General features: G+C 50.6%; 13 protein-coding genes and 1 other annotated feature. Of the genes, 5 read left to right on the plus strand and 8 right to left on the minus strand.

Going from position 1 to position 12,870, the window contains the following annotated elements; genetic code table 11:
- Positions 1–97: 97 nt before the first annotated feature.
- The 4 genes from OGY04_RS15160 to OGY04_RS15175 form a co-directional block, all read right to left on the minus strand.
- Positions 98–580, minus strand: a complete 483-nt coding sequence (locus OGY04_RS15160) for an OmpA family protein (protein ID WP_003826447.1) — start codon at positions 578–580, stop codon at positions 98–100.
- A gap of 12 nt (positions 581–592) precedes the next feature.
- The gene (gene dgcN, locus OGY04_RS15165) at positions 593–1,819 is read right to left on the minus strand and encodes a diguanylate cyclase DgcN/YfiN (protein ID WP_003826449.1); all 1,227 of its coding nucleotides are present in this window, start codon (positions 1,817–1,819) and stop codon (positions 593–595) included.
- Positions 1,812–2,330: a regulatory sequestration protein YfiR gene (gene yfiR, locus OGY04_RS15170; protein WP_003826451.1), complete on the minus strand. Its 519-nt coding sequence runs from the start codon at positions 2,328–2,330 to the stop codon at positions 1,812–1,814. Before yfiR ends, dgcN begins: the two co-directional genes overlap by 8 nt.
- 158 nt (positions 2,331–2,488) lie before the next feature.
- Positions 2,489–2,863 carry a DUF2799 domain-containing protein gene (locus OGY04_RS15175; RefSeq protein WP_008785516.1) on the minus strand — a complete coding sequence of 125 codons (375 nt, stop codon included), beginning with the start codon at positions 2,861–2,863 and terminating at the stop codon, positions 2,489–2,491.
- Positions 2,864–3,078: 215 nt separating this feature from the next.
- On the opposite strand from OGY04_RS15175, the gene aroF reads away from it, so the two are divergent.
- Together aroF and tyrA are read left to right on the plus strand one after the other, a co-directional pair.
- On the plus strand, positions 3,079–4,149 hold the full coding sequence (gene aroF / locus OGY04_RS15180) for a 3-deoxy-7-phosphoheptulonate synthase AroF (RefSeq protein WP_048225115.1): 1,071 nt from the start codon (positions 3,079–3,081) through the stop codon (positions 4,147–4,149).
- Between the two features lie 10 nt (positions 4,150–4,159).
- Complete coding sequence (gene tyrA, locus OGY04_RS15185; protein ID WP_003826456.1) at positions 4,160–5,281, plus strand: bifunctional chorismate mutase/prephenate dehydrogenase; 1,122 nt, start codon at positions 4,160–4,162, stop codon at positions 5,279–5,281.
- Positions 5,282–5,377: 96 nt separating this feature from the next.
- Here tyrA and pheA read toward each other — a convergent pair whose 3' ends face one another.
- The 4 genes from pheA to bamD form a co-directional block, all read right to left on the minus strand.
- Positions 5,378–6,538, minus strand: coding sequence for a bifunctional chorismate mutase/prephenate dehydratase (gene pheA, locus OGY04_RS15190; RefSeq protein WP_003826458.1), 1,161 nt, complete (start codon positions 6,536–6,538; stop codon positions 5,378–5,380).
- 22 nt (positions 6,539–6,560) lie between these two features.
- Positions 6,561–6,686: a sequence feature (Phe leader region), on the minus strand.
- Complete coding sequence (gene pheL, locus OGY04_RS15195) at positions 6,638–6,685, minus strand: pheA operon leader peptide PheL (RefSeq protein ID WP_100250063.1); 48 nt, start codon at positions 6,683–6,685, stop codon at positions 6,638–6,640. (Overlaps the previous feature by 48 nt.)
- Before the next feature lie 102 nt (positions 6,687–6,788).
- Entirely contained in the window at positions 6,789–7,127 is a 339-nt protein-coding gene (raiA, locus tag OGY04_RS15200) for a ribosome-associated translation inhibitor RaiA (protein ID WP_003031244.1), read from the minus strand.
- 269 nt (positions 7,128–7,396) lie between these two features.
- Complete coding sequence (bamD, locus tag OGY04_RS15205) at positions 7,397–8,134, minus strand: outer membrane protein assembly factor BamD (protein WP_003826460.1); 738 nt, start codon at positions 8,132–8,134, stop codon at positions 7,397–7,399.
- A gap of 131 nt (positions 8,135–8,265) precedes the next feature.
- Between bamD and rluD the strand changes: the two genes are divergently transcribed.
- The 3 genes from rluD (at position 8,266) to clpB (ending at position 12,677) form a co-directional block, all read left to right on the plus strand.
- A complete protein-coding gene (gene rluD / locus OGY04_RS15210) occupies positions 8,266–9,246 on the plus strand; it encodes a 23S rRNA pseudouridine(1911/1915/1917) synthase RluD (RefSeq protein ID WP_003826464.1) in 981 nt (326 codons plus the stop codon).
- The gene (gene yfiH, locus OGY04_RS15215) at positions 9,243–9,974 is read left to right on the plus strand and encodes a purine nucleoside phosphorylase YfiH (protein ID WP_286585529.1); all 732 of its coding nucleotides are present in this window, start codon (positions 9,243–9,245) and stop codon (positions 9,972–9,974) included. The genes rluD and yfiH overlap by 4 nt, the downstream gene beginning before the upstream one ends.
- A gap of 129 nt (positions 9,975–10,103) precedes the next feature.
- Positions 10,104–12,677, plus strand: a complete 2,574-nt coding sequence (gene clpB / locus OGY04_RS15220) for an ATP-dependent chaperone ClpB (protein WP_020996274.1) — start codon at positions 10,104–10,106, stop codon at positions 12,675–12,677.
- Positions 12,678–12,870 lie beyond the last annotated feature (193 nt).

Consider the following 12,870-nt stretch of genomic DNA (forward strand, 5'->3'; position numbering starts at 1 on the left):
TGGCCGAAAGGCTGGCCCTTTTTTTATCCCGACGTTTACTCTTTTGTTCTTTATGGCAATGGAAGGACTGCGCGGCGCGCAGCCAATTGGGGGATGATTATGGTGTCGTGATCACGACAGCCACGCGGCGGTTTTCAGCGCGACCTTTTGATGTCTGGTTGCTGGCAATGGGATATTTCTTCCCGAGTCCCTGAGTAGTCAGGTTGGTGCGGGGAATATTAGCGCCCTGCGCCCAGGCATCGGCAACGACATTAGCGCGTTTGAGTGACAGAGCTTCGTTATAGCTGTCTTCACCGTAGTTATCAGTATGACCATCCAGGCGAGCATGATTAAGCCCGGTAGCTGCCAGTTTGGATGCCATTTCCTTGATCTGTTTTTCACTTTCAGGTCGGAGTTTATAGTCATTTTTGTCAAACAGGATAGTGTCAGACAGGCCGAGAGACCAGTCTCCTGATGCTTCAGTAAATCCGTATGATTTCATGGCTGCAATTTGCTCTGGGGTAAATTTTCCCTGAGGTGCCTGACAGCCAGCCAGAATCAGTAAAAGCAGAAGAAACGGGGATAATAAACGTTTTAGCATGTGTGTAATTCCTTATTTTTTAATAATGCGTTCAGAACGCAAATGTTTAGCCTGATACATATTTTGATCGGCAAGTTCTTGTAATTTTTCGGCAGAGGCATGTTCCCACGTCAGCGCAAACCCAATGCTGAGCGTCATGCTTGCCAGATGACCATTATGCAGGTCAAAAGGTCGGTTAAACTCTTGTGACAGTGCCGCGCAGATCCGCTGAACCTCATATTCAGAATGAACGCTGTACAGCACCATGGCGAACTCATCGCCGCCAAGTCTGTATGGGTAATGGCGACTCCCCCCAAACTCGGATAACCTTTTTGCGACTTCAATCAGGACCCGATCCCCCGCTGCGTGGCCCCAGGTATCATTAATAAATTTAAAATTGTCGCCATCAAGGAATAACAATGCCGAGCTGCTGTGGGCGGCATCATCATTCATTAAGGCATTAATACTGCTGCGAAATGCGGCGCGATTTGCCAGACCCGTCAGAGGATCATGTAGTGCAGTACGCAACAGCTGAGCGTTTTTTGCCTGCAGTTTAAGTTGCCACTCCTCCATCTCGTCCAGCAGACTATTAAAGTCCAGGGCAAAGAGATGAAACTCTTCAATGCGTTCTTCTGATACCCGCCGTGAAAAGTTACGGTTGGTACGAACATCATGTACCACCTCGGTAATGTTTTGCAGCGCATCCACAACACCATTGTGTAAATAGCGAGTGAGCATTAATGCAATTCCGGATGCCAACAGAATGCACCCGGTAAGAACGGCCAGCGACAAATAGATGAAATGACTGATAACGCTATCGCGCGCAGTCAATCGTACTTCACCGATGACGTTGCCATTGTGCAAAATCGGCTGAGTGACCGGTTGTGGGAACAGCCAGTGGCTGATCATCCCGCTAATCTTTTCAGTGGTATCCTGCGCGTTATAGCGCCAGGTGGCGATCACCTTCTGGTTTTTATTACGAACTTCTGCAACGGAAAATTGCCCCTGCTGACCCAGTGCCGCCAGCGTTTCAGTTGCTGCAACACTATCAGAAAAGACTAATGCAGCTTCGAGCGTACGGGTCATGGTAGCGGCAGTCAGATCCAGATTCTTTTGCGCATACTGTCTTAATGCCAGCACGGAAGAAATGCTGAGCAGCAGCCAGATCAGCATCATGGTTACCAGAACGCTGATTATGCTGATACGCCGTAATGTTCGCTTAAACGTCGGGCGTGCTATGGGAGAATGGCCCTTATCCATGCTTATTATTCCGTGCAAGCATCAATACGTCTGGACTGACCCTTACGCCGCTGCGTGAAAGGGAATCCATATTTACGGAAAATCTCACATCTTCGTCTTTAATTATGAGGCAAAAGGCGCTGCCAATAACGCATTCAGGGTTCTGTTCAGCAATTAATAACAATGCCTTAGTCGGATATTTATTCTTTAATTCCACCTGATAAGTAGGGGATTCTTTTCCAAAATAAAAACCGTCACACTGCGAAACTAATATTTCTTGTTCCGTACGGATGATGACGGGAAGATAGGGTAATGCGCCTGCACTGGTATCTTTCAGGACACTGGAAAAACGCGATGAAGAGAAAATACACAGTTTTGGGGGCCCGGAAAGTGCAGGCCAGCGTGTATAACTGACGATGCCGGAAACCATAGCGCGTACCGATTTTGCTTCTTCCGTAACGCTTTGGGCATACAGCGGTAATCCGGTCAGGAGCAGTGCCAGTAGAAGTATGAGTCGGTAAGAATAGCTCATGAATAGTTACCTACCAGCGTTTGCTGTAAAACGTCGAAATACATTCAAGATTGTTTGCAACAAAATAACATTATTTTCCTAAGCCGTCATTATTCCTGGAATAATGCTATTGGTGATTTAAGTTAAATCCTAATGGTTTATAAAATATAAACCATTGTTTAATTTAACCTTATCGAGGCAGCACCCTCGTTTGCCCCTTGCTGCCAGGCGCTGTGTAACTGGTCAACATTTTCGACAGTATCGCAACTGGGCGGAAAAGTTTTCCCGGTCAGGCCTCTGGCATAAACAAAATCCTGCTGGCAGGTTTTACGTTGTCCCTCGGCGTAACCCTTAAGGTATTCCGTACGATCGACGTCGGGGTCATTGTAGTTGTCGGCAAGCGTTTCATTATCTTTAACGGCATAACCCGAAATGGCATCTTGTATCCCGGCGTCGTACCAGTCGGTACCAGTCCAGGTAGGGGCATGGGTGTAGGGGTCTATCTGACATCCGCTAAGAAGTAATAGAAACAAGATGCTGATGAGTTGCTTCATTGCCTGTGCTCCTTCATTTTTTTAAGCATAGTGGATCTGAAAATTCGGTGGTGTAAATTTAAATGTACATTTGAAAGGGCTATTTTTGCCTTGAAATAACATCATGTAAATTAAAATTTACGGATTGTGGATTGAAATCTTTACCTGTTGTGATATCGTTATTTCCTCCTCGCTGAGGATCAACTATCGCAAACGAGCTAAACAGGATCACCATCATGCAAAAAGACGCGCTGAACAACGTACATATTACCGACGAACAGGTTCTGATGACTCCGGAGCAGCTGAAAGCTGAATTTCCGCTGAGCCAAGAGCAAGAGGCGCAAATCACCCAGTCGCGTAAAACCATCTCAGATATTATCTCCGGTCGCGATCCGCGCCTGCTGGTCGTATGTGGCCCATGCTCCATTCACGATCCTGAAATGGCGATTGAGTATGCTCGTCGATTTAAAGCCCTTGCCGCAGAGGTCAGCGATAGCCTCTACCTGGTGATGCGCGTCTATTTTGAAAAACCCCGTACCACTGTCGGCTGGAAAGGGTTAATTAACGATCCTCATATGGATGGCTCTTTTGATGTTGAAGCAGGTCTGAAAATTGCGCGTCAGCTGCTGCTTGAACTGGTAAATATGGGACTGCCGCTGGCAACTGAAGCGCTGGATCCAAATAGCCCGCAATACCTGGGCGATCTGTTTAGCTGGTCCGCAATCGGTGCCCGTACTACGGAATCGCAGACTCACCGTGAAATGGCTTCCGGTCTTTCGATGCCGGTTGGCTTTAAGAATGGTACCGACGGTAGCCTGGCGACCGCCATTAACGCCATGCGTGCGGCTGCGCAGTCGCACCGCTTTGTCGGTATTAACCAGGCCGGGCAGGTTGCACTGCTGCAAACACAGGGGAATCCGGACGGTCACGTGATCTTGCGCGGGGGTAAAGCGCCGAACTACAGCCCGGCAGATGTCGCCCAGTGCGAAAAAGAGATGGAGCAGGCGGGACTACGACCTTCTCTGATGGTAGATTGCAGTCATGGTAATTCCAATAAAGATTACCGCCGTCAGCCAGCCGTGGCTGAATCCGTGATTGCACAAATCAAAGATGGCAATCGCTCGATCATTGGCTTGATGATTGAAAGTAATATTCACGAAGGCAACCAGTCTTCCGAACAGCCGCGCAGCGAAATGAAATACGGCGTATCCGTAACTGACGCCTGCATTAGCTGGGAAATGACGGATGCGCTGCTGCGTGAAATTAGCCAGGATTTAAACGGCCAGCTGTCGGCGCGTGTAGCATAAGAGGTTGGTTATGGTTGCTGAATTGACCGCATTACGCGATCAAATTGATGAAGTCGACAAGGCGTTGCTGGATTTACTGGCACGCCGCCTGGAGCTGGTTGCCGAAGTAGGTGAAGTAAAAAGCCGCTTTGGGCTGCCGATCTACGTGCCGGAGCGGGAAGCCTCTATGCTGGCCTCTCGCCGGGCGGAAGCGGAAGCCCTTGGCGTGCCGCCGGACCTGATTGAAGATGTGCTACGCCGCGTTATGCGTGAGTCCTACTCCAGTGAGAACGACAAAGGGTTTAAAACGCTTTGTCCTTCTCTGCGGCCGGTGGTGATTGTCGGCGGCGGCGGTCAGATGGGGCGTCTGTTCGAAAAAATGCTCACCCTGTCAGGTTACCAGGTGCGGATCCTGGAACAGCAGGACTGGGATCGCGCGCCGGAGATCGTCTCTGATGCTGGCATGGTGATCGTCAGCGTGCCGATCCACGTCACCGAGCAGGTGATCGCCAAACTACCGCGTCTGCCGTCTGACTGCATCCTGGTGGATCTGGCTTCGGTGAAAAATGGTCCTTTACAGGCGATGCTGGCTGCACATGATGGCCCGGTGGTGGGGTTACACCCAATGTTTGGTCCGGACAGCGGCAGTCTGGCCAAGCAGGTCGTCGTTTGGTGTGACGGACGTCAGCCGGAAGCTTATCAGTGGTTTCTGGAACAGATTCAGGTATGGGGTGCGCGACTGCATCGGATCAGCGCCGTTGAACATGACCAGAACATGGCGTTTATTCAGGCACTGCGTCACTTTGCGACCTTTGCTTACGGTCTGCATTTAGCGGAAGAGAACGTTCAACTGGAGCAGCTGCTGGCACTCTCTTCGCCGATTTACCGCCTTGAACTGGCGATGGTTGGCCGTCTGTTTGCCCAGGATCCGCAGCTCTATGCTGATATTATTATGTCGTCTGAGAGCAACCTTGCGCTGATTAAACGCTACTACCAACGTTTTGGCGAGGCAATAGGTTTGCTGGAGCAGGGCGATAAGCAAGCGTTTATCGACAGCTTCCGTAAGGTGGAGCATTGGTTTGGCGATTATGCGAAACGCTTCCAGAGTGAAAGCCGTACTTTGTTACGCCAGGCGAATGACAGCCGTCCTTAATTAAGATGCCGGATGGCGGGTTTGCCTTATCCGGCCTTCAAAAATCGTATGAACCGTAGGCCGGATAAGCGTAGCGCCATCCGGCATTGCCAAACGTTAGCTCGGATCGACTGGCACCACGTTCTCACTTGGATAGCATCCCAGTACTTTCATCGAACGCGTAATCTCACCCAGCTCTTTCAATGCTTTTTGCATCTGGGGCGACTCCAGGTTGGCCTGGATATCAAGATAAAACATCTCTTCCCACGGATTGCCGTGAATCGGGCGTGACTCCAGTTTAGTCATAATCAGATTATGGTTACGCAGTACCAGCAGCGCCTCAACCAGCGCACCGGCTTGTTGCCCCGTCGCCATCAACAGGGTTGTTTTTGCCGGAACCTGATCGGAAACATTGATTGCTTTGCGTGCCAGCACCACGAAGCGGGTGATGTTTTGCGACTGGTTAGCCTCAATATGCTCGAGAACCTGCAATCCATACAGTACGCCTCCGGCTTCGCTCCCCAGGGCCGCCACGCGCGGTGAGTTAGCCTGCGCAACTTTTTCCATCGCCGCAGAGGTGCTTTCAGTGTACTCAATCTTCCAGTGCGGGTAGCGATTCAGGAATTTGCTGCACTGCTGGAACGGCTGCGGATGGCTATATACCGTTTCAATAGTCTCAAGATCCGTCGTGCCAGACACCAGTACACAGTGGTCTATCGTAATGGTCATCTCGCCAACGATAGACAGGCTGGTGTGCTGCAGCAGGTCGTAAACGTCGTTAATCCCACCGGAGCTGGTGTTTTCAATCGGTACCACAGCATAGTCAGCCTGTCCGGTTTCGACCTGATTAAAGATATCGGCAAATTTTGCGCAGCCGCTTTCAATAAATTGTTCAAAATGGCGGGCAGCGTACTGACGTGCGGCGAGATGGGAATATGACCCTTTTGGCCCAAGGAAGGCCACGCGCGCGGAGTGTGGGTTAATTTTGTTCAGGTGCTGCTGGAGCAGAGCCTGTTGAGTCAGGACGGAATCTTCGATTATGAGCTGGAACAGGCGAGTAATGTAGTGAGCGTCAAGATGATGTGCTTTGCCAAGCTGAATGAGTCGGTCCAAAAGGTCACGTTCACGATCGATATCACGAACCGGACGATGCGAAAGCAGTTTGGCTTTACCAACTTCTACGGCCAGTCCACGTCGCTCAGCTAGCAGGGCCAGTAATTTTTCATCCAGCGTGCTGATCTTATCGCGCAGCGCCAGCAATGGGTTTTCCGATGTCATAGTGTTGCCTTTCTTGTTATCAATAAAAAAGGCCTCCCGTTGTGGGAGGCCTTATTGTTCGTCTTCGCATTCTTTATCACACGACGAAACGCCTCCCATTCAGGGGAAGGTAAAAAAGAATGCGAAGAAGAACGGGACAAGTTTCATGTAATTTTCCTTTGGCTACGTCAGTAAAGTACCCGTACTGTTTTCACCCTGTCAACAAAAAACGCGCCCGAAGGCGCGTTGGCGATACACTCAATGTAAGGGACTACTCTTCTTCTGCTTCGACGAAGTTGGCGTCTTTGACTGAAGTTGTTGCACGACGGGCTTCGCCTTTGTGCTGCACTTTATTGAGCTGCCGTTCCAGCTTGTTGATCAAATCGTTAATTGCGGTGTACATATCCTCGTGTTTTGCGCTGGCGACCAGATGTCCGTTCGGTGTATTGATGGTGGCATCAGCAATGAAACCCTGTGGCTCCTTAGACAGAATGATATGTGGATTAATCAGATGAGTTTGCCATTTTTCTAGTTTGGCGAGACGGTCTGCGACATGCTGGCGAATTGCCGGAGTAATTTCCATTTGTTTACTGGTAATGTTCATTGTCATAAATTTTACCTCTTGTCTTTCCCGTCTTGGTGATTCCAGCATACCGTTCCTAATGTCAAAATGTGTGATCTAAATCACATTATTTTGTCGCTTTTTGTCAAGAAAACCTTTTTGTGAGGCACCGCAGGAACAGGCGATTTTTTACTTGAGGAATACCTGAAAGCAGGCCATATTTGATGGGATGCGTCGGAGCTAAACCGCTTCAGTTGTGGCGTTAACGGATAAAAAAACGGCAGCCCTTGGGCTGCCGTTTTGCATTCTGAGGCAAATCAGGTATTGCTGCTGTTGGCGGCAATGATTTTCGCGACTTTTTCTGCCTGCGCATTCATCTGCATCTGGCGATAAGCGTTTTCCATCAACGGCAGGGCATTACGTGTTGCCTGGGTATCCGGGTAGTCGCGCAGCATGCCTTCCACACGGTTTACCACGGCAACCCATGCGCCGCGGGCAGTGTAGTATTCTGCAACGGAGTATTCATACTTCGCCAGGCGGTCTTTCAGGAACACCAGACGTTTGGTGGCATCAGTGGTGTACTGGCTATTCGGATACCCACGCACCAGTTTGGAAAAGTCATTAAACGCAGCTCGGGCATGTTGCGGATCGCGATCGCTACGATCAACACCAAAGAATCCTTGCAGTGCGCTATCATCCAACGCCATATTGGTCAGGCCACGCATATACATGACATAATCAATGTTAGGGTGTGTCGGGTTAAGACGGATAAAACGATCGATGGCAGCCTGAGCAAGTGGCAGATCGGCGTTTTTGTAGTAGGCGTAGATGAGATCTAATTGCACCTGCTGAGAATACGGTCCAAATGGATAACGGTTATCCAACGCTTCCAATTGCGTTATTGCCTGTTTCCAGTTACCGTCCTGCAGCTTTTGCTGAGCAGTCGCGTAGATTTCATTTGGCGGATTATCGGGCACCTCTTCCTTTGAACCAGAGCAACCCGCCAAAAACAGGCTCAACGTGGCTGCTGCCACCAGATATTTCATGCGCGTCATGACGTTTTGACTTTCCTCAAAATGTAATACGGGAGATTCTCTGTTCCTGCTCCCGGTTAAGACCAGCTACAATAGCACACTATATTAAACGGCAAAGCCGTAAAACCCAACGTTAAACGAAGAAGCAGTTTATGGCACAACGAGTAGAACTCACCGCAACAGTCTCCGAAAATCAGCTCGGTCAACGCTTAGATCAGGCTTTGGCCGAATTGTTCCCTGATTATTCGCGATCGCGCATAAAAGAATGGATCCTCGACCAGCGCGTACTGGTAAATGACCAACTTTGCGATAAACCGAAAGAAAAAGTGTTGGGTGGAGAGCGTGTCTCCATCAATGCAGAAATTGATGAAGAGGTTCGTTTTGAACCTCAGGATATCCCACTGGATATCGTTTATGAAGATGACGACATTCTTGTCATTAACAAACCCCGTGACCTTGTAGTGCATCCGGGCGCCGGGAATCCTGATGGTACGGTATTGAATGCGTTACTGCATTACTACCCGCCAATCGCGGATGTTCCTCGTGCAGGTATCGTGCACCGTCTGGATAAAGACACGACCGGATTAATGGTGGTGGCAAAAACGGTTCCGGCGCAAACACGTTTGGTGGAGTCGTTGCAGCTGCGCGAAATTACCCGTGAGTACGAAGCCGTGGCAATTGGTCACATGACTGCTGGCGGAACCGTTGAGGAACCGATTAGCCGTCACCCGACCAAGCGTACGCACATGGCGGTACACCCAATGGGGAAACCGGCGGTAACGCACTATCGCATTATGGAACACTTCCGTGTGCACACGCGTCTGCGGTTGCGTCTGGAAACCGGACGTACGCACCAGATCCGCGTGCACATGGCACATATCACTCATCCGCTGGTGGGCGATCAGGTTTACGGCGGTCGTCCACGTCCACCGAAAGGCGCTTCTGACGAATTTATCTCCGTACTGCGTAAGTTCGACCGTCAAGCGCTGCACGCGACCATGCTGCGTTTGTATCACCCGATTTCCGGTATCGAAATGGAATGGCATGCGCCGATCCCACAAGATATGGTGCAGTTGATTGAAGTGATGCGCGCTGATTTCGAAGAACATAAGGATGATATTGCCTGGCTATGAGTAAGCTAATTGTCCCGCAGTGGCCGATACCGCAAGGTGTCGCGGCGTATAGTTCTACCCGTATTGGCGGAGTTAGTATGCCGCCTTACGATTCGCTGAATCTGGGCGCCCATTGCGGCGATAACCCGGAACATGTTGAAGAGAACCGCAAACGTCTGTTTGCTGCGGGCAATCTGCCGTCAAAGCCAGTCTGGCTGGAGCAGGTCCACGGTAAGGATGTCCTGAAACTGACCGGCGAGCCTTACGCCTGCAAACGCGCAGATGCGTCGTACAGCAACATGCCGGGTACCGTGTGTGCGGTGATGACCGCTGATTGTTTGCCGGTGTTGTTTTGCAACCGTGCTGGAACCGAAGTTGCTGCGGCCCATGCGGGTTGGCGCGGATTATGCGCCGGCGTGCTGGAAGAAACGGTGGCGTGTTTTGCCGACAAACCTGAAAACATTATTGCCTGGCTAGGCCCGGCGATAGGTCCAAACGCGTTTGAAGTTGGACCAGAAGTCCGCGAGGCGTTCATGACGAAAGATCCGCAAGCGGACCTCGCATTTGTACCGCGTGGCGACAAGTATCTGGCGGATATCTACCAGCTTGCGCGCCAGCGTCTGTCCAGTGTCGGGGTAGAGAACATCCACGGCGGCGACCGTTGCACCTTCAGCGAAAGTGAGACGTTCTTCTCTTATCGTCGCGACAATACCACGGGTCGTATGGCAAGTTTTATTTGGCTGATATAACCTAAAGAATCAAGACGATCCGGTACGTGTAATTTTCTTTTCACATAATTCAGGTCATTCACCTTGAATAATTGAGGGATGACCTCATTTAATCTCCAGTAGCAATTTTGACCTGTTATGGGAGGAGTTATGCGTCTGGATCGTCTTACTAATAAATTCCAGCTTGCTCTTGCCGATGCCCAGTCACTCGCATTGGGGCACGACAATCAATTCATCGAACCACTTCATCTAATGAGCGCCTTGCTGAATCAGGAAGGGGGATCGGTACGTCCTTTATTAACGTCTGCTGGCATTAATGCTGGCCAGTTACGTACAGCCATTGACCAGGCGTTGAGCCGTTTGCCACAGGTAGAAGGTACCGGTGGCGATGTGCAGCCTTCTCAGGAACTGGTGCGTGTACTGAATCTTTGCGACAAGCTGGCGCAAAAACGTGGGGACAACTTTATTTCGTCAGAACTGTTCGTTCTGGCGGCGCTTGAGTCACGCGGTACGCTGACCGACTTATTAAAATCAGCAGGCGCGACGACCGCCAATATCACTCAGGCAATTGAACAAATGCGTGGAGGTGAAAGCGTGAATGACCAGGGGGCTGAAGACCAACGTCAGGCCTTGAAAAAATATACCGTCGATCTGACCGAACGTGCCGAACAGGGCAAACTCGATCCGGTCATCGGCCGTGATGAAGAAATTCGCCGTACCATTCAGGTGCTGCAACGTCGTACTAAAAATAACCCGGTGTTAATCGGTGAACCCGGTGTCGGTAAAACCGCCATCGTTGAAGGGCTGGCCCAACGCATCATCAATGGTGAAGTGCCGGAAGGCTTAAAAGGCCGTCGTGTACTGGCGCTGGATATGGGCGCGCTGGTTGCTGGGGCCAAATATCGTGGTGAGTTCGAAGAACGTTTAAAAGGTGTGCTGAACGATCTCTCGAAACAGGAAGGCAACGTCATTCTGTTTATCGACGAATTGCATACCATGGTTGGGGCGGGTAAAGCCGATGGCGCAATGGACGCCGGGAACATGCTGAAACCAGCACTGGCTCGCGGGGAACTGCACTGCGTAGGCGCAACAACGCTTGATGAGTATCGCCAGTACATCGAAAAAGATGCGGCGCTGGAACGTCGTTTCCAGAAAGTGTTTGTGGCTGAACCTTCAGTGGAAGACACCATCGCAATCTTGCGTGGCCTGAAAGAACGTTATGAACTGCACCATCATGTGCAGATTACTGACCCGGCGATTGTTGCGGCTGCTACGCTGTCTCATCGATATATTGCCGATCGTCAGTTGCCGGATAAAGCTATCGACCTTATTGACGAAGCGGCATCCAGCATTCGTATGCAGATTGACTCCAAGCCGGAGGAACTCGACAGACTCGACCGCCGTATTATCCAGCTCAAACTGGAACAGCAGGCATTAATGAAAGAGTCTGATGAGGCAAGTAAAAAACGTCTCGATATGCTCAACGAAGAGCTGGACGACAAAGAACGCCAGTATTCTGAGTTAGAGGAAGAGTGGAAAGCTGAAAAAGCTTCCCTCTCGGGAACGCAAACTATCAAGGCTGAGCTGGAGCAGGCAAAAATCGCCATCGAACAGGCGCGCCGCGTTGGCGACCTGGCGCGGATGTCTGAACTGCAGTACGGCAAAATTCCTGAACTGGAAAAACAACTGGAAGCAGCCACCCAGTCTGAAGGTAAAACCATGCGTCTGCTGCGTAATAAAGTTACGGATGCAGAAATTGCTGAGGTGCTGGCGCGCTGGACCGGGATCCCAGTTGCTCGCATGCTGGAAGGCGAACGAGAAAAACTGTTGCGTATGGAGCAGGAGCTGCACAGCCGCGTGATTGGTCAGAACGAAGCGGTGGAAGCCGTTTCTAATGCCATCCGTCGTAGCCGCGCGGGCTTGTCCGATCCGAATCGTCCGATTGGTTCATTCCTGTTCCTTGGTCCAACCGGTGTCGGTAAAACCGAACTGTGCAAAGCGCTGGCAAACTTTATGTTCGACAGTGACGATGCAATGGTGCGTATCGATATGTCCGAGTTTATGGAGAAACACTCCGTGTCTCGTCTGGTCGGGGCACCTCCGGGATATGTCGGTTATGAAGAGGGTGGTTACCTGACGGAAGCAGTACGTCGTCGTCCTTACTCCGTCATCTTGTTGGATGAAGTGGAGAAAGCACACCCGGATGTGTTCAACATTCTGCTGCAGGTGCTTGACGATGGTCGTTTGACTGACGGACAGGGGAGAACGGTCGACTTCCGTAATACGGTTGTCATCATGACCTCGAACCTGGGGTCCGATCTGATCCAGGAACGCTTCGGCGAGTTGGATTACGGTCACATGAAAGATATGGTGCTGGGCGTCGTGAGCCACAACTTCCGCCCGGAATTCATCAACCGTATAGATGAGGTTGTTGTATTCCATCCGTTGGGTGAGCAGCATATTGCTTCTATTGCTCAGATCCAGTTGCAGCGTCTGTACAAACGTCTGGAAGAGCGTGGCTATGAAATCCATATTTCTGACGAGGCGCTTAAACTGCTGAGCGCGAATGGTTACGATCCGGTGTATGGCGCGCGTCCATTGAAACGTGCTATCCAGCAGCAGATCGAAAACCCGCTGGCGCAGCAAATTCTGTCTGGTGAACTGATTCCGGGCAAAACGATTCGTCTGGAAGTGAATGACGATCGCATAGTGGCAGTGCAGTAAGTCACAAAACAACAATAAACGGGCCCTGCGGGGCTCGTTTTTGTTTAAAAACCAGGCAGAAATGGACATATTGATTGAAAAGTAATCGCTTGATAAGTTTTTTATATTTTTAACTTGTCAGCCTGAAATAACTCCCTATAATGCGCCTCCACTGACACGGAACAACGGATTACAAGCCGCCGGGTCAGCGGGG

The sequence above is a fragment of the Citrobacter sp. Cpo091 genome (genome assembly GCF_030332645.1).
In the GTDB taxonomy this organism is placed as follows: Bacteria; Pseudomonadota; Gammaproteobacteria; order Enterobacterales; family Enterobacteriaceae; genus Citrobacter; species Citrobacter portucalensis.